At 67.9% G+C, this 17,391-nt stretch carries 14 protein-coding genes; 7 read left to right on the plus strand and 7 right to left on the minus strand.

The genetic code is table 11. From position 1 onward, the window contains the following. Nucleotides 1–50 precede the first annotated feature (50 nt). The 4 genes from J7654_RS00720 to J7654_RS00735 are packed head-to-tail and all read right to left on the minus strand — an operon-like array spanning nucleotide 51 to nucleotide 4,266. A complete protein-coding gene (locus J7654_RS00720; protein ID WP_209737364.1) occupies nucleotides 51–890 on the minus strand; it encodes an ABC transporter ATP-binding protein in 840 nt (279 codons plus the stop codon). After that, nucleotides 890–2,338: a dihydropyrimidinase gene (hydA, locus tag J7654_RS00725; protein ID WP_209737365.1), complete on the minus strand. Its 1,449-nt coding sequence runs from the start codon at nucleotides 2,336–2,338 to the stop codon at nucleotides 890–892. The genes J7654_RS00720 and hydA overlap by 1 nt, the downstream gene beginning before the upstream one ends. Nucleotides 2,339–2,369: 31 nt before the next feature. Further along, nucleotides 2,370–3,005, minus strand: a complete 636-nt coding sequence (locus J7654_RS00730; protein ID WP_209737366.1) for a LysE family translocator — start codon at nucleotides 3,003–3,005, stop codon at nucleotides 2,370–2,372. 13 nt (nucleotides 3,006–3,018) lie between these two features. Further along, complete coding sequence (locus tag J7654_RS00735) at nucleotides 3,019–4,266, minus strand: Zn-dependent hydrolase (protein WP_209737367.1); 1,248 nt, start codon at nucleotides 4,264–4,266, stop codon at nucleotides 3,019–3,021. A 288-nt stretch (nucleotides 4,267–4,554) separates the two neighbouring features. On the opposite strand from J7654_RS00735, the gene J7654_RS00740 reads away from it, so the two are divergent. Then, nucleotides 4,555–5,202, plus strand: coding sequence for a TetR family transcriptional regulator C-terminal domain-containing protein (locus J7654_RS00740; protein ID WP_209737368.1), 648 nt, complete (start codon nucleotides 4,555–4,557; stop codon nucleotides 5,200–5,202). Between the two features lie 8 nt (nucleotides 5,203–5,210). Here the strand turns inward: J7654_RS00740 and preA are convergent, their stop codons facing one another. Both preA and J7654_RS00750 read right to left on the minus strand, forming a co-directional pair. Then, on the minus strand, nucleotides 5,211–6,557 hold the full coding sequence (gene preA / locus J7654_RS00745) for an NAD-dependent dihydropyrimidine dehydrogenase subunit PreA (RefSeq protein ID WP_209737369.1): 1,347 nt from the start codon (nucleotides 6,555–6,557) through the stop codon (nucleotides 5,211–5,213). A 12-nt stretch (nucleotides 6,558–6,569) separates the two neighbouring features. Beyond that, nucleotides 6,570–7,988 (minus strand): NAD(P)-dependent oxidoreductase, encoded by a 1,419-nt coding sequence (locus J7654_RS00750; RefSeq protein WP_209737370.1) that lies wholly within the window; start codon nucleotides 7,986–7,988, stop codon nucleotides 6,570–6,572. Nucleotides 7,989–8,215: 227 nt separating this feature from the next. Between J7654_RS00750 and J7654_RS00755 the strand changes: the two genes are divergently transcribed. Next, the gene (locus J7654_RS00755; RefSeq protein WP_209737371.1) at nucleotides 8,216–10,282 is read left to right on the plus strand and encodes an NAD(+) synthase; all 2,067 of its coding nucleotides are present in this window, start codon (nucleotides 8,216–8,218) and stop codon (nucleotides 10,280–10,282) included. 3 nt (nucleotides 10,283–10,285) lie between these two features. Here J7654_RS00755 and J7654_RS00760 read toward each other — a convergent pair whose 3' ends face one another. Beyond that, a complete protein-coding gene (locus tag J7654_RS00760) occupies nucleotides 10,286–10,894 on the minus strand; it encodes a cysteine hydrolase family protein (protein WP_209737372.1) in 609 nt (202 codons plus the stop codon). Between the two features lie 170 nt (nucleotides 10,895–11,064). Here J7654_RS00760 and J7654_RS00765 point away from each other — a divergent pair, with 170 nt between their 5' ends. The 5 genes from J7654_RS00765 to J7654_RS00785 all read left to right on the plus strand — a co-directional run bounded on the left by J7654_RS00765 (nucleotide 11,065) and on the right by J7654_RS00785 (nucleotide 17,390). Next, nucleotides 11,065–11,853 (plus strand): SDR family NAD(P)-dependent oxidoreductase, encoded by a 789-nt coding sequence (locus J7654_RS00765; protein ID WP_209737373.1) that lies wholly within the window; start codon nucleotides 11,065–11,067, stop codon nucleotides 11,851–11,853. A gap of 176 nt (nucleotides 11,854–12,029) precedes the next feature. Continuing rightward, nucleotides 12,030–13,625, plus strand: coding sequence for a peptide ABC transporter substrate-binding protein (locus tag J7654_RS00770; protein ID WP_209737374.1), 1,596 nt, complete (start codon nucleotides 12,030–12,032; stop codon nucleotides 13,623–13,625). A 60-nt stretch (nucleotides 13,626–13,685) separates the two neighbouring features. Next, nucleotides 13,686–14,609: an oligopeptide ABC transporter permease OppB gene (oppB, locus tag J7654_RS00775; protein WP_209737375.1), complete on the plus strand. Its 924-nt coding sequence runs from the start codon at nucleotides 13,686–13,688 to the stop codon at nucleotides 14,607–14,609. Beyond that, complete coding sequence (locus J7654_RS00780; protein ID WP_209737376.1) at nucleotides 14,602–15,765, plus strand: ABC transporter permease subunit; 1,164 nt, start codon at nucleotides 14,602–14,604, stop codon at nucleotides 15,763–15,765. The genes oppB and J7654_RS00780 overlap by 8 nt, the downstream gene beginning before the upstream one ends. A gap of 2 nt (nucleotides 15,766–15,767) precedes the next feature. Then, nucleotides 15,768–17,390, plus strand: coding sequence for an ABC transporter ATP-binding protein (locus tag J7654_RS00785; protein ID WP_209737377.1), 1,623 nt, complete (start codon nucleotides 15,768–15,770; stop codon nucleotides 17,388–17,390). Nucleotide 17,391: the final 1 nt, after the last annotated feature.

The raw sequence follows: 17,391 nt of genomic DNA on the forward strand, positions 1-17,391 counted from the left end.
GCCCCCGGCGCGAGAATGGGCGCGGCGGTGGTCACGGCGACCCTCCGGCCTCAGTCATAGGAGTGCCCCGCCCGCAGCCCCTCGCGCACACGGTGGGCGATCTCCAGGAAGCGAGGCGTCTCGCGGATGTCGAGCGGGCGATCGGGGCCGAGGTCGCAATCGACCACCTCGTGGATGCGCCCGGGACGCGGGCTCATCACCACGATCCTGGTAGAGAGGAACACGGCCTCGGGGATCGAATGCGTGACGAAGACCACCGTCTTGCGCGTCTTGGCCCAGAGCTTGAGAAGCTCCTCGTTCAGCCGGTCGCGCACGATCTCGTCCAGCGCCCCGAAGGGCTCGTCCATGAGAAGCAGGTCTGGGTCGAAGGAGAGCGCACGGGCGATGGAGGCGCGCTGCTGCATGCCGCCGGAAAGCTGCCAGGGATATTTGCGCTCGAAGCCCTTCAGGCCGACGAGCTCCAGATTGCGCGCGATGCGCGCCCCGCGCTCGGACCTTGGAATGTCCATCACCTCCAGCGGCAGGGCGACGTTCTTCTCGATGGTGCGCCAGGGATAGAGGGCGGCGGCCTGGAACACGTAGCCGTAGGCCCGGGCAAGCCGCGCCTGCTCGGGCGACAGGCCATTCACCCGGATCGAGCCCTCCGTGGGCTTTTCGAGGTCCGCGATGACGCGCAGCAGCGTCGTCTTCCCGCATCCCGAGGGGCCGATGAAGGAGACGAACTCGCCCCGCCGGATCGTCAGGTCCACGTCCTTCAGCGCGTTCACCGGCCCGTCCGCCGTCTGGAAGGTCAGCGAAAGCCGCCGGGCCTCCACGGCGAAATCGCCCGTCACCGGCGTGGCGAGGGCATGGCCGCGCGGCAGGTCGACCGGTGCGGTGGCCAGCGACATCAGACCCCCGCCGGAATGCCGGAACGCTCGACCTTGCGCGGGGCGACCAGCTCCTTCCAGGTCGAGAGCGCCTTGCTGATGGGCGCGCCGGCCGGCCGCTCGACGAAGCGCCCGTCGCCCTTCCCGGCCCGCAGCTCGCCGTCGCGCCAGGCGATGCGCCCGCGCGACAGGGTGATGGCGGGCAGACCCGTCACCTCGATGCCCTCGAAGACGTTGTAGTCGATGGCCGAAGCTTGCGATGCAGCCGAAATGGTCTTGGTCGCCGCCGGGTCCCAGATCACCAGATCGGCGTCCGCGCCGGGCAGGATGGCACCCTTCCGGGGATAGACGTTGAGGATCTTGGCGATGTTGGTGGAGGTGACGGCCACGAACTCGTTCATCGTCAGCCTGCCGGTGCGCACACCCTTCGTCCAGAGAACCGGCAGCCGGTCCTCCAGCCCGCCGGTGCCGTTCGGAATCTTCGTGAAGTCGCCCACGCCATAGCGCTTCTGCTCCGAGGTGAAGGCGCAATGGTCCGTCGCCACCACCTGCAGCGAGCCGGAAGCGAGGCCCGCCCAGAGCGAATCCTGGTTCGCCTTGTCGCGGAAGGGCGGGCTCATCACCCGGCGCGCGGCATGGTCCCAGTCGGCATGGGCGTATTCGCCCTCGTCCAGCGTCAGATGCTGGATCAGCGGTTCGCCGAAGACGCGCATCCCCTTCTGGCGCGCGCGGCGGATCGCCTCGTGGCTCTCCTCGCAGGAGACATGCACGACATAAAGCGGCACGCCGGCCTGGTCGGCGATCATGATGGCGCGGTTGGTGGCCTCGCCCTCCACCTGCGGCGGGCGCGAATAGGCGTGAGCCTCCGGGCCGTCGTTGCCGGCCGCCAGAAGCCGCTGCTGGAGCGAGGCGACGACATCTCCGTTCTCGGCATGGACGAGCGGCAGCGCGCCCAGCTCCGCGCAGCGCTGGAACGAGGCGAACATCTCGTCGTCGTTCACCATCAGGGAGCCCTTGTAGGCCATGAAATGCTTGAAGCTGTTGACGCCCGCCGCCACCACCTTGGGCATATCGTCGAAGACCTGCTGCCCCCACCATGTGATGGCCATGTGGAAGGAATAGTCGGCCCGCGCCTTGCCGGCCTTCTGGTGCCATTCCTGCAAGGCCTCGATCAGCCCCTGCCCCGGTGCGGGCAGGCAGAAATCCACCGTCATCGTCGTGCCGCCGGCCAGCCCCGCCGCCGTGCCGGTGTCGAAATCGTCGGCCGAATGGGTGCCCATGAAGGGCATTTCCATGTGGGTGTGCGGGTCGATGCCGCCGGGCATCACATAGGCGCCCGAGGCGTCGATGGTCTCGTCGCCGGAAAGATCCTCGCCGATCCGAGCGATGGTCTCGCCGTCGATCAGGATATCGCCCCGATAGGTCCGGTCGGCGGTGACGATCGTGCCGCCCTTGATGACGAGGGTCATGGACGTCCTCTCCTGGATTGCTGTTCTCTCGTCATGGCCGCATCGTGGCGAGACGCCAGCCGAAGCCGAGGAAGACGACGCCCGTCGCGCCCTTCAGAAGGCGGGTGAAGCGCTCGCTGCGCACGAAGCCCGAGGCACGGTCCACCAGGAGGAGGATGCCGGTGAACCACACGACATTGATCAGCGCGTGGATGCTCGCCAGCCCGAACCCGGTCGCGACCGGATTTCCCTCCAGTCCGATGAACTGGGGGAAGGCCGCAAGATAGAACAGGGCGACCTTCGGGTTGAGGGCGTTGGTCAGGAACCCCTCACCGAAGGCGAGCGCCAGGCCTCGAGGCCGGCGCGAGGGGGCCGGGCCGGCCGGCACCAGCCGCCTTGCGGAAAACGCCTCGCGCAGCGCCTTGATGCCGATCCATGCCAGATACAGCGCGCCCGCAAGCTTCACCGCCAGGAAGGCGTTGGCCGACTGCACCAGGATGACCGAAAGCCCGAACACCGCCAGCGTGCAATGGACGTAGAAGGCGGCCACGAAGCCGGCGATATTGGCAAAGCCAGCCGCCCGGCCCGAGGCCGGAACGGTCTTGGCGATCAGAACGCCGTTCGGCCCCGGCGACATCACCAGGAGCGCGGCGATCACGGCGAAGCTGCCGAGCGTCTCGAATGTCATGGCCGGTCCCCGTTCACTCCACGATCCCCGCCGTCTCGACCACGGCGTGGAAGAGCACGTCCGCGCCGGACTTGGCCCACTCCTTCGTGATCTCCTCGGCCTCGTTGTGCGACAGCCCTTCCACGCAGGGGCAGAAGATCATGGCGGTGGGCGCCACGCGGTTGATCCAGCAGGCGTCGTGGCCCGCGCCCGAGACGATGTCCCGGTGGGAGTAGCCGAGCTTGCCGGCGGCATCGCGCACCGCCGCCACGCAGCCCTCGTCGAAGGCCACGGGGTCGAAATGCCCCACCTCCTCCACGCTCGACTGAAGGCCGAGCTCCTCCGCGATCTCGGCGATGCCCGCCTCGATGCGGGCGCGCATGTCGTCCAGCACCACCTTATCCGGAGAGCGGATGTCCACCGTGAAGACCACCCTGCCCGGCACCACGTTGCGCGAGTTGGGATAGACGTCCACATGCCCGACGGCCCCCACCGCATGGGGCTGGTGGCTCATCGCCACCGCGTGGACCAGCTCGGTGACGCGCGCCATGCCGAGCCCGGCATTGCGGCGCTTGAGCATGGGCGTGGAACCGGTGTGCGTGTCCCGGCCGGTCAGCGTGACCTCCAGCCAGTAGAGCCCCTGCCCGTGGGTGACGACGCCGATGTCGATCCCCTCGTCCTCCAGGATCGGCCCCTGCTCGATATGCAGCTCGAACAGCGCATGGATGGGCCGCAGGCCGACCGGCTCGTCGCCTTCCCAGCCGATGCGCCTCAGCTCCTCGCCGAAGCTCTTGCCCTTGGCGTCCACGCGCTCCTTGGCCCAGGCCTCCTCGTGCAGGCCGGCGAAGACGCCGGAGGCCAGCATCGCGGGCGCGAAGCGCGCGCCCTCCTCGTTCGTCCAGTTCACGACGACGATAGGGTGCCTGGTGCGGATGTCCGCATCGTTCAGCGTGCGCGCCACCTCCAGCGCGCCGAGCACGCCCAGAACCCCGTCATATTTTCCGCCCGTGGGCTGGGTGTCGAGATGCGAGCCCATATAGACGGGGGGCAGCTCCGGCTCGGCGCCTTCGCGGCGGAAGAACATGTTGCCCATCGTGTCCACGGCCATCGAAAGGCCCGCAGCCTCGCACCAGGACTGGAAGAGACGCCGCGCCTGCCCGTCCTCGTCCGTCAGCGCCTGCCGGTTGTTGCCCCCGGCCACGCCCGGGCCGATCCTCGCCATCTCGGCCAGCGTGTCCCAAAGCCGGTCGCCGTCGGTCTGGAGATTGGTGGCAAGGCTCATGGGTGCCGCTTTCCTTCGCGTTTTCTCTGCGGCCTCAGGACGGGGCGAAGCGGCTCGACGAGCCCGCCCGCGCCTTGGCGGCGAGCGTCGTCCCGAACGCTTCGGTCAGAGGGGGCTGATCGTTCATCCGTTCCATCCCGGAAGCCGGAAGGCGCTTTCGCCTGGGCCGCGAAGCGTTATTGACTATCCGGTCAAAAGGGAGGCTAGAAGGTCGCCAGAGGGTGGTCAAGCGGCTTTGCATCCTTTCAAGGCAGCGATCCACGGCGCAAGTTTTTGAGGCAGGATGCCATGTCGCTCTTGACCGGGACAAAAGCCGCCAGGCCGCGCGCGGCCACGCGCATCCAGGCCGCCAACCGCGAGCTGATCCTGGAGGCGGCGCTGCCGGTCTTCTCCTCGCACGGCTTCCGGGGCGCGACCGTGGAGCGAATCGCGCAGGCGGCCGGCATGTCCAAGCCGAACCTCCTCTACTATTTCCGCCGCAAGGAAGACGTGTACGCCGCCGTTCTGGAGCGCACGCTGGAGGCCTGGCTGGCGCCGCTGGAAGCACTCGATGCCGCCGGCGACCCGCTCGACGAGCTGCGCGGATACATCCTGGCCAAGATGCGCCTCTCGGCCGAGCAGCCCGAAGCCTCGCGGCTCTTCGCCAACGAGATCCTGCATGGCGCGCCGGTGGTCGGCACCTTCCTCAGGACGCGGTTGAAGGCGCTCGTCGCGCAGAAGGCCGCCGTCCTGACGCGCTGGATCGACGAGGGGCGGCTCGCGCCCGTCGACCCCGTGCATCTTCTCTTCATGATCTGGGCGATGACCCAGCATTACGCCGATTTCGACGTGCAGGTCCGCGCGATCCTCGATGAGCGCGTCGATCGCCCGACCTTCGGCGAGGAGGCCGCGAGGGCCGTCCTCTCCATCGTGATGAACGGCGTCTCCCCGCGCTGACATGAGCCTCACTCCGCCGGCTCGGGCAGCGTCACGGGCTCGGGCGCGAACTGCATCGCTTCCTTGCGCATCGGGTTGTTCGGGTGCGCCGTCCAGTTGGAATAGGCGGCGGGGATGGGCTTGCCGGTGCGCGGGTCCGTCCCCTCGATCCGCTCCATGGTGATGCAGTCCTCCACCGGACACACATTCACGCACAGATTGCAGCCGACGCATTCCTCGTCGATCACCTCGAAATGGCGCCTGCCGTCCACCATGGCGGTGATCGCCTGATGCGAGGTGTCCTCGCAGGCGATGTGGCATCGCCCGCATTCGATGCACAGATCCTGGTCGATCCGCGCCTTGGTGACGTAGCTGAGGTTGAGGTACTGCCAGTCGGTGACGTTGCGCACCGCCTTGCCGCGGAAGTCCTCGATCGAGGCATAGCCCTTCTCGTCCATCCACTCGGACAGGCCCGAGGCCATCTCCTGCACCACCTTGAAACCGTAGGTCATGGCGGCGGTGCAGACCTGCACCGTGCCGCATCCGAGCGCGATGAACTCGGCCGCGTCGCGCCATGTCGTCACCCCGCCGATGCCGGAGATCGGCAGGCCGTAGGTCTCGCGGTCGCGCGCGATCTCGGCCACCATGTTGAGCGCGATGGGCTTCACCGCCGGCCCGCAATAGCCACCATGGCTGCCCTTGCCGTCGATGGTGGGTGTGGGGGCGAAATTGTCGAGGTCCACCGAGACGATGGAGGAGATGGTGTTGATGAGCGACACCGCGTCCGCCCCGCCCTTCCTGGCCGCACGCGCCGGGTAGCGGATATCGGTGATGTTGGGCGTCAGCTTGACGATGACGGGCAGGTTCGAGTGCTGCTTGCACCAGCGCGCCACCATCTCGATATAGTCGGGCACCTGCCCCACCGCCGAGCCCATACCGCGCTCGCTCATGCCGTGCGGGCAGCCGAAATTCAGCTCCACCGCATCGCAGCCGGTCTCCATCACGCGGGCGAGGATGGATTTCCACTCCTCCTCCTCGCACGGCACCATCAGCGAGACGATCATGGCCCGGTCGGGCCAGTTGCGCTTCACGCGCGCGATCTCCTCCAGGTTGATCTCCAGGTCCCGGTCGGTGATCAGCTCGATATTGTTGAGGCCGAGCAGGCGGCGGTCCGGGCCGTGGATGGCGCCGTAGCGGGGCCCGTTCACGTTGACGACCGGCGAGCCGGCCGCGCCCAGCGTCTTCCACACCACGCCGCCCCAGCCCGCCTCGAAGGCGCGCTGGACGTTGTATTCCTTGTCGGTCGGCGGCGCGGAGGCCAGCCAGAAAGGGTTCGGGGAAGAGACGCCGATGAAATTGGTGGAGAGGTCTGCCATGGTCGCGATCTCCTAAAGCCGGCCGTGGACGAGGCCGGACAGCGTCTGGCTCGCGCGCGCCAGGAAGCCCGGCGCCTCGCGCGAAAGGGCTGCGTGGATGGACAGGGCGGCGCGCTTGCCGTCTTCCACCGCCACGACGGTCAGATCCTCGCCTCCGGCGACGCAATCGCCGCCCGCCCAAACGCCGGGAAGGCTTGTGCGCCGCTCCTCGTCCACCGCGATGCGCCCGTCTTCCGTCCTGACGCCCACTTCCTCCAGATCGACGCCCTCCAGCCGGAAGCTCTGGCCGATGGCCCGGAACACCTGGTCGGCCTCGATCAGGGTCGTCTCGCCGGTCTGGACGAGCCGCCCCTCGTCCTGGCGCGTGCGCTCCATCTCTATGCCGCGCACATGGCCGTTCTCGGCCAGAATGCGCCTCGGGCTGAGGTTGCAGCGGATATGAACCCCTCGCGCGGCGGCGATCTCCTGCTCGTATCGCGAGGCGCTCATCGCCTCGCGGCCCCGCCGGTAGAGAAGCGTCACCTCCTCGGCGCCGAGGGCCTTGGCCTGCACGGCGACATCGATCGCCGTCATGCCGCCGCCGATCACGGCGACGCGGCGGCCGATGGGCAGTCGCGAAAGGTCGAGCGTCTGGCGAAGCTCCGCGATCCAGGCGACGGCGTCGTGCTGGCCTGCGGCCTCGCCCGCCTCCCCGCCCAGCGCGTTGACGCCCGCAAGGCCGATCCCGAGGAAAACCGCATCGTACATGTCGCGCAGATCGTCGAGATCGAGGTCGCGGCCGAGCCGCTTGCCCGTCTCCAGCGTGATGCCGCCGATGGAAAGGACGAACTCCACTTCCCTCTGCGCGAAATCGCCCGTCGCCTTGTAGGAGGCGATCCCGTACTCGTTCAGCCCGCCGGCCTTGGGGCGCGCGTCGTAGAGCACGACCTCGTGGCCCAGCATGGCGAGGCGATGGGCGCAGGAAAGGCCGGCGGGGCCCGCGCCCACCACCGCCACACGCTTGCCCGTGGGCTCGGCGCGCGTGAAGGGATGCTCGCGCACGCCGACCACGCTGTCGGTCGCATGGCGCTGGAGCATACCGATCTTCACCGGCTTGCCCTCCGCCTTCTCGCGCACGCAGGCCTCCTCGCACAGCGTCTCCACCGGGCAGACGCGGGCGCACATGCCGCCCAGTATGTTGGAGCGCAGGATCGTCTTGGCCGCGCCCACCGGGTTGCCCGACTGGATTTCGCGGATGAAGAGCGGGATGTCGATGGAGGTCGGGCAGGCCTGCATGCAGGGCGCGTCGAAGCAGAAATAGCAGCGATCCGCCTCGACCAGCGCCTCGTGGCCCTCCAGGGGAGGATGCAGGTCCGAGAAGTTGCCCGCCAGCGTCTCGGCGTCGAGACGGCCTGCGGCGATGTCGGGAAGAGGGGGAGAAAGCTCGTTCATGCGGATGCGCCTTCTTCGAACCGTTCCAAGGTAGATTGGTCCCAAAGAGCGAATCGCGTCAACGCGTTTTTTGACCATCCGATCAAGAAATGCCGATGTGCGAGCCGATCATGCAAAATGATCGAAAAATCGGCAGAAGAACGCCCAGCACTGCGCCACCTTTGCGCCACGCGCTCCGAAGCCTACAACTGCGGAAACCCCGACTCTTCTTCCCGGAGATCACGCGGATGCGTTCGACCCCCTCAACACGTGGCGATTTCCATGCCTTGCATGCGCATGGCTTCCTGCGCGTGGGCGTCTCTACGCCGCGCGTCTTCGTGGCCGACCCCGCCCGCAACGCCGAAGCCACCATCATGGAGGCTCGGCTCGCCAGCGGGGAGGGCTGCGACCTTCTCGTCTTTCCCGAACTGAACCTTTCCGCCTACGCCATCGACGACCTGCATCTGCAGGATGCGCTGCTCGACGGCGTGGAGGAGGCGCTGGCGCAGGTGGTGGAGGCGAGCGGCGAGCTGAGCCCCGTCCTCCTCGTCGGCGCGCCGCTGCGCCGCAACGGGCGGCTCTACAATTGCGCCGTCGCCATCTCGCGCGGCTCCATTCTCGGCGTGGTTCCCAAGACCTATCTGCCCAATTACCGGGAATTCTACGAGAAGCGCTGGTTCGCCTCCGGCGGCGGGCTGACGGGCCTCTCCATCTCCCTCCTGGGGCAGAGCGTGCCCTTCGGCCCCGACCTCGTGTTCGAGGCGAGCGACCTTGCCGACTTCGTCTTCCATGTGGAGATCTGCGAGGACTTCTGGGCGCCGCTGCCGCCCTCCAGCCGAGGGGCGCTCGCCGGCGCGCTGGTGCTGTGCAATCTGTCGGCCTCCAACATCACCGTCGGCAAGGCGGCGGACCGGCATCTGCTGTGCGCCAGCCAGGCCATGCGCACCCTCTCGGCCTATGTCTACTCGGCGGCCGGGACGGGCGAAAGCTCCACCGACCTTTCGTGGGACGGGCAGGGCGCGATCTCCGAACTCGGCGACCTCCTGGCCGAATCGAAGCGCTTCTCGCGCGAGCCGCAGCGCATCGTCGCCGATGTCGACCTCTCGCGCCTGCGCCAGGAGCGGATGCGGATGCCGACCTTCGACGACGCCGCCGCGCTCGCCGACGACCCGGAAAAAGCATTCCGCCGCATCTCCTTCGAACACCGGCCGAGCTTTGCCGATCTCGGCCTCAAGCGCCCCTTGCGGCGCTTCCCCTTCGTGCCGAACGCGCCCGAGCGCCTCGATCTCGACTGCTACGAGGCGTTCAACATCCAGGTCTGCGCGCTCGCCCGGCGCTTCGAATCGACGCCCGGCCGGCACATGGTGATCGGCGTTTCGGGCGGGCTCGATTCCACCCATGCCCTCATCGTCGCCGCCAAGGCCTGCGACCTGCTGGGCCTGCCGCGCCAGACCATCCTCGGCTTCACCATGCCGGGCTTTGCCACCGGCGAGACGACGAAGGCGAACGCCTGGAGGCTGATGACCGCGCTCGGCGTCGAGGCGCAGGAGATCGACATTCGCCCCGCCGCCCGCCAGATGCTCGCCGATATGGACCACCCCTTCGCCAGCGGCGAGCCCGCTTACGACGTGACCTTCGAGAACGTGCAGGCGGGGCTTCGCACCGACTACCTCTTCCGCCTCGCCAACCAGCGCCACGGCTTCGTCATCGGCACGGGCGACCTGTCGGAGCTGGCGCTCGGCTGGTGCACCTACGGCGTGGGCGACCATATGAGTCACTACGGCGTCAATGCCGGCGTGCCCAAGACCCTGATCCAGTATCTCATTCGCTGGACCGTGTCCTCGCGCCAGTTCGACGGGGAGACCGGCGAGGTGCTGACCGCCATCCTCGACACAGAGATTTCGCCCGAGCTGGTGCCGCCCGGCGAGGACGGGTTGATCCAGAGCACGGAATCGAAGGTCGGGCCCTATGAGCTGAACGACTTCTTTCTGTTCCACATCCTGCGCAACGGCCAGCGGCCCTCCAAGGTGGCCTTCCTCGCCCTTCACGCCTGGCGCGATGCCTCGGCCGGATTGTGGCCCGCCGGCTTTCCCGAGGAGGCGAAGAACGCCTACAACCTCGCCACCATCCGCCACTGGCTGGAGAAGTTCCTGATCCGCTTCTTCGCCACCTCGCAGTTCAAGCGCTCGGCTCTGCCGAATGGGCCGAAGGTCTCGGCCGGCGGCGCCCTCTCCCCGCGCGGCGACTGGCGGGCCCCCTCGGACGCGCGGGCGGACGCCTGGCTCCGGGAGCTGGAGCGCGTGCCCCTCGCGTGAGGCTCACCACAGGGAGAGGACCGTCTCCACATCGGTGAGCGCGATCTGCTGGCTGTAGCGCCGGTCGTAAAGCGCGATCAGCGCGTCATGCGTCTCGTCGGTGGAGGAGCAGAGCGCGTCCCTGGGCAGCACCACGCGGTAGCCGTGATCCACCGCCCCCATCACGGCGGCCAGCACGCAGACATCGGTCTCCGCACCGGTGACGATCAGCGTCTGCGCCCCGCGCTCTTCAAGCAGCGCATCGAGATCGCCCGTCTGGAAAGGCGAGTACACCACCTTGTCGACCACCATGGCGGGGGGAGCGAAACGGGCAAGCTCCGGCACCAGCTCGGTCAGCCCCTCGTCCATCTCGGCGCGGGTGAACTGGTGCCAGCGCGTAAAATATTCGCACCACGCGCCCTTCGCCTCCTGTGCCGTTCGCGGCGGGATGAAGCGGGTGAACACCGTGTCGGCCAGCCGATGCGCCACGAGGCGCTCGACGCGCGGCAGCACGCGGCTCATCCAGGGCGTGCGCCAGTCCGTCTCTTCGGCGAACATGCGCTGCATGTCGACGCAAAGATGCACCGTGGGGAAGGCAAGGAAGGCTTGGGTCTGTTCCAGGTGATCGGGCATGGAGGGGAAACGTTCGGCACCCCCCCTCGGTTCGCCATGCCGCCAACGAACAGGCGGAGCCTCGGCAACCGGGCGCCCGTCGGCGCGTTCCCCTCTCGACCCCCAACGGCCTCCTCGCGCCTTTCGCGCATCGGAGCGTTCCCCCTGCGGTGTCTTCGAGGAGAATCGGCATGTCCGCCACCGCAACACCGCTCGCCGTCGTCACCGGCGCTTCCACCGGCATCGGCTTCGAGCTCGCCCGGATCTGCGCCGCCGAGGGGTATGACCTCCTCATCGCGGCGGACGAGCCGCAGATCGAGGAAGCGGCCGCCGAGCTTCGACGCGCGGGAGGCAATGTCGAGGCGATCGAGACCGATCTTGCGAGCGTCGAGGGCGTCGATGCGCTGCTGGCCTGCCTCGGCGGGCGCCGCGTGGACGCGCTGCTGGCCAATGCCGGGCGGGGCCTCGGCCACGGCTTTCTCGACCAGGACTTCGCCACGGCGCGCCGGGTGGTGGACACCAACATCACCGGCACCCTCTACCTCATCCAGAAGATCGGGCAGGACATGCGCGCCCGCGATGCCGGGCGCATCCTCGTCACCGGCTCGATCGCCGGCTTCATTCCGGGCGCCTTCCAGGCCGTCTACAACGGCACGAAGGCGTTCCTCAACAGCTTCGCCCTCGCCCTGCGCAACGAGTTGAAGGACACGAAGGTCAGCGTCACCGTGCTGATGCCCGGGCCGACCGAGACCGAGTTCTTCCGCCGGGCGGACATGCTGGACACCGATGTCGGCCAGGCCGGCAAGGACGATCCGGCCGACGTGGCCCGCACCGGCTTCGACGCGATGATGAAGGGCGAGGCGGACGCGGCGAGCGGCTGGAAGAACAAGATCCAGTCGGCCGTGGCCAACATCACGCCGCAGGCGATCCTCGCGCAGCATCACCGGAAGATGGCAGAGCCCGGTTCCGGCCAGGATTGAGGCATCCGACCGAATCAAGGGGCGTAACGAATCCGTCGATCCGGGACGCGTTGGGGATTTGCTTAGGCTGGCGGAAGACTTTAAGGAACGAAGGCTTGCGTCGGCCATGGCTTCGTGGCGGCATCTTGCGGTACGCGCGGCCGATTCGGCTTTGCGCAAGAGTTGGAGCCTTCCCGATGACCTCTAGACTTCTGTCCCGCCTTGCCGTCGCGGCGCTTCTTTCCTCGACGATGATGGCCTCCCAGGCCATGGCGCAGACCCTCCATCGGGGGAATGGCGGCGAACCGCAGACGCTCGACCAGGCTCAGACCTCGATCAATGTCGAGGCGTTCATCCTGAAGGATCTCTACGAGGGACTGGTGATCTACAGCGCCGATGGCGAGGTTGTGCCCGGGGCGGCGGAAAGCTGGGAGATTTCGGAGGACGGAACGGTCTACACCTTCACCATCCGCGCCGACGCCAACTGGTCGAACGGCGACCCGGTGGTGGCCGAGGACTTCGTCTATTCCATGCGCCGCCTGCAGAACCCCGAAACGGCGGCCGGCTACGCCAATATCCTCTACCCGATCAAGAACGCCGAAAGCGTCAACAAGGGCGAGACGCCGGTCGAGGAGCTCGGCGTGCGCGCCGTGGACGACAAGACGCTCGAGATCACGCTGGAGCGCCCCACTCCCTTCTTCATCGAGCTTCTGACCCACCAGACGGGCCTGCCGGTGCACCCCGCCACGGTGGAGGCGCAAGGGGCGAACTTCGTGCGCCCCGGCACCATGGTCTCGAACGGCGCCTTCACCCTCGCCGCCCAGGTCGCCAACGACCATATCCGCGTGGAGAAGAACCCCGAATACTGGGATGCCGAGAACGTCCAGCTCGAAGCGGTGATGTTCTATCCCATCGACGACGTCGCCGCATCGCAGCGTCGTTTCCAGGCTGGCGAACTGGACGTCGTCCTCAATTTCGCGGCGGACCAGATCGACTTCCTGCGCGAGCAGTTCGGCGAGCAGGTGCGCGTCGCGCCGCGCCTTTCGACCGAATACTATGCCTTCGACACCCGCACCGCGCCGTTCGACAACGCGAACGTGCGCCGCGCCCTCTCGATGGTCATCGACCGTCAGTTCCTTTCGGACGAGATTTTCAACGGCGCCCGCCTGCCGCAATACTCCATGGTGCCTCCGGGCATCGAGGGCTACGAGGAACCGTCGCAGCCCGATTTCGCCGAACTCGACCAGCTCGACCGCGAGGACGAGGCGCTGCGGCTGCTGGAGGAGGCCGGCTACGGCCCGGGCGGCCAGCCGCTGAACATCGAGATCCGCTACAACACCAATACCGACCACGAGCGCGTGGCCACCGCCATCGCCGACAACTGGTCCACCGCGCTGGGCGCCAACGTCACCATGACCAATCTCGACGTGTCCTCCCACTACGCCTACCTGCAGGAAGGCGGCACGTTCAACGTGGCGCGCGCCGGTTGGGTCGGCGACTATGCGGACCCTGAGAACTTCCTGGCGCTGGCGACCACGGCCAACGGCACCTTCAACTATTCCAAATGGTCCAACGCGGAGTATGACCGGCTTGTCGCCGAAAGCTACGACGAGCAGGACCCGGAGCGCCGCATGGCACTGCTGCATGAAGCAGAGGCGATCCTCCTCGCCGAGCAGCCCAACGCGCCGATCCTGAACTCCGCCTCGCTCTGGCTCGTCTCCGACCGGGTGACGGGCTGGGCGGACAATTCGTCCGACGAGCATCTTTCCAAGTATCTCTCGGTCGAGCGCTAAGGCGCCGCGAGGCGGCGGGCCGGGCCGGCCCGCCGCACCCTTTGCTCTCGAAGGTCTCCGATGCTTCGTTTCGTACTGAACCGCCTTTTGAGCGCGGTGCCGACGATCTTCATCGTCGTGACCATCTCGTTCTTCCTGATGCGGCTTGCGCCCGGCGGGCCGTTCAATCTCGAACGCCCCCTGCCGCCGCAGACCATGGCCAATCTGATGGCCACGTTCCAGCTCGACCAGCCCCTCTACGTCCAGTACTGGACCTACATCACCAACGCGCTGCGCGGCGATTTCGGGCCGAGCTTCATCTATCGCGACTATTCCATAGCCGAGCTGATCGGCCAGGCGCTGCCCTATTCGATCACCCTCGGCCTCTGGGCGCTGGTGGTCGCCATCGTGGGGGGCGTGGCGGCCGGCGTCACGGCGGCGCTGCGCCAGAACGGCTGGGTCGACTATCTGGTGATGGGCGTCGCCACTATCGGCATCACCATTCCCAACTTCGTCGTCGGCCCGGTGCTCACCCTCGTCTTCGCCATCACGCTCTCGCTCGTGCCGGCGGGCGGCTGGGGGCCGGGCGGCTTCTCCAATCTGGTCCTGCCGGTGATCGCGCTCGCGCTTCCGCAGCTCGCCGTCTTCGCGCGGCTCGTGCGCGGCTCGATGATCGAGGCCATGCGCACCGACCATGTGCGCACCGCCAAGGCCTACGGCCTGCCGGCCCGCAGCGTGGTCGTGGTCCACGCCATGCGCGGCGCGATGCTGCCGGCCGTCTCCTATCTCGCGCCCTGCTGCGCGGCGCTCCTCACCGGCTCCACGGTGGTGGAGACGATCTTCACCATTCCCGGCGTCGGCCGCTACTTCGTAGAGGGAGCGCTGAACCGCGATTACACGCTGGTGATGGGCACCGTCATCATGATCTCGGTCTTCATCATCGTCTTCAATCTCCTGGTCGACATCCTCTATGCCCTTCTCGACCCGAGGATTCGCCATGACTGACCTGTCCTCCACCACGCCCGATCCGGGCCCGCTGCCGGGCGACACCGCGGCGGCGCGCGATGGCGGCGGGCGCAGCCTGTTCCAGCTCGCGCTGCTGCGCCTTCGCCGCAACCGCGCGGCCATGGCCGGCTTCCTCGTGCTCGCGCTCGTCGCGGTGTTCTGCTTCGCCGGTCCCTCTTTCGTGAGCCACCGCTACGACCAGGTGTTCACCTCCTACGTCGCCGTGCCGCCCAGCCTCGAGCCCCTGCCCCGCGAGGCCGACCTGCAGCGCGTGGTGGAGGGCGTCGCCACCCGCGCGCGGGTCGATCTCGTGGAGTTCGACGTGGAGGGCTCCATTTTCCGCGCCACCGTGCGCGGGGCGGAACCGGTGGACCCGCGCACCACGCGCTATTTCGACAGGGTGAACGAGTTCGGCACCGGCAGCCGGATCGTCGAGACCGGCGAGGAGGGGCGCCTGGCCGTGGTGGAAGGCACCGTCGCGCGCCAGTTCTTCCCCTTCGGCACGGACCGCAACGGGCGCGACCTGATGGTGCGCGTCATGGTGGGCGGGCAGATCTCGCTGGTGATCGGCATCCTCGCCTCGCTCGTGGCGCTCGCCATCGGCGTCACCTACGGCGCCATCGCGGGCTATGTCGGCGGGCGGGTCGACAATGTGATGATGCGCTTCGTGGAGATTCTCTACTCCCTGCCCTTCGTTTTCCTCGTGATCATGCTGGTGGTGTTCTTCGGGCGCTCCTTCGTCCTGATCTTCATCGTCATCGGCATGGTGGAGTGGCTGGACATGGCGCGCATCGTGCGCGGCCAGACGCTCTCGCTCAAGCGGCGCGAATTCGTGGCCGCCGCCGAGGCCATGGGCCTCACCGACCGGCAGATCATTCGCCGCCACATCGTGCCCAACACGATCGGCCCCGTGGTGGTCTTCGTCACCATCGTCGTGCCCAAGGTGATCTTGCTGGAGAGCTTCCTCTCCTTCCTCGGCCTCGGCGTGCAGGCGCCACTGACGAGCTGGGGCGCGCTCATCTCCGACGGCGCGCAGACGATCCAGGCCGCGCCGTGGCTGCTGGTGTTCCCCGCCACCTTCTTCTGCGTCACGCTGTTCGCGCTCAACTTCATAGGCGACGGCCTGCGCGACGCCTTCGACCCCAAGGATCGCTGACGATGGGCGCTGAAACGGTTCTCTCCCTGCGCGACCTTCGCGTCTCCTTCGACACGGAGGACGGGCTGCTCGACGCGGTGAAGGGCGTCTCCTTCGACGTGTATCCCGGAGAGACGCTGGCGGTCGTGGGCGAATCCGGCTCGGGCAAGAGCCAGACCATGATGGCGGTGATGGGCCTGCTGGCCGCCAACGGCCGCGCGCAGGGCTCCGCCACCTATCGCGGCGACGAGTTGATCGGGCTGAAGCCCCGCGCGCTGAACCGCTATCGCGGCGCCAGGATCTCGATGATCTTCCAGGAGCCCATGACCTCGCTCGACCCGCTCTATTCGGTCGGGCGCCAGATCGGCGAGGTCATCCGCCACCATCGCGGGCTCAAGGGCCGGGCGGCACGGGCCCGCACGCTGGAACTTCTGGAACTCGTCGGCATTCCCGATCCCGCGCGGCGCGTGGATTCCTACCCGCACGAACTTTCCGGCGGCCAGCGCCAGCGCGTGATGATCGCCATGGCGCTCGCCAACGATCCCGAGCTGCTGATCGCCGACGAGCCGACGACGGCGCTCGACGTGACGGTGCAGGCGCAGATCCTGGCCCTGCTGGCCGATCTCCAGAAGCGGCTGGGCATGGCGATCCTGCTCATCACGCACGATCTGGGCGTGGTGCGCCATTTCGCCGGGCGCGTGGTCGTCATGCGGCGCGGCGAAGTGGTGGAGACGGGCTCGACGGAGGACATCTTCGAGCGCCCGGGGCATGACTACACGAAGATGCTGCTGGCCGCCGAGCCGGAGGGCGAGAAAGCCCCGCCGCCATCGGGCGCGGCCCCCATCCTCGTCGCCCGGAACGTGACGGTCGATTACGACCTTCGCAGCAAGGGCCTCTTCGGGGGCGGCGCCAGGACCTTCCGCGCGGTGGATGACGTGTCGCTGCGCCTCGCCGAGGGGCAGACGGTGGGCGTCGTCGGCGAATCGGGCTCGGGCAAGTCCACGCTCGGGCGCGCCGTGCTGCGCCTCCTGCCGAGCGGGGGCACCTACGCCTTCGCCGGCCGCGACATCACCCATCTCGACCGTGCCGGTATGCGCCCCCTGCGGCGCCGGCTCCAGCTCATGTTCCAGGACCCCTACGGCTCGCTCTCCCCGCGCCTGACCGTGGGCGAGATCATCACCGAGGGCCTGCTCGTGCACGAGCCGCAGCTTTCGCGGGCCGAGCGGGACAGGCGGGCGGGCTCGGCGCTGGAAGAGGTCGGACTCACCGCCTCGGTGCGCAACCGCTACCCTCACGAATTCTCCGGCGGCCAGCGCCAGCGCATCGCCATCGCGCGCGCCATGATCCTCAAGCCCAGCGTCGTGGTGCTGGACGAGCCAACCTCGGCGCTGGATCGCTCGGTGCAGGTGCAGATCGTGGAGCTTCTGCGCCGGCTCCAGCGCGACCACGGCCTCTCCTACCTCTTCATCAGCCACGATCTGGGCGTGGTGCGCGCACTCTCCGACTACATTCTGGTGATGAAGGACGGGAAGGTGGTGGAGGAAGGCCAGACGCCGCAGATTTTCACCGACCCCCGGCAGGATTATACGCGAACGCTGATCGCCGCGGCATTCGACGCCAAGCGCCCGCGCGGGATCGCTGCGTAGA

The organism is Aureimonas populi (assembly GCF_017815515.1).
GTDB lineage: Bacteria > Pseudomonadota > Alphaproteobacteria > Rhizobiales > Rhizobiaceae > Aureimonas > Aureimonas populi.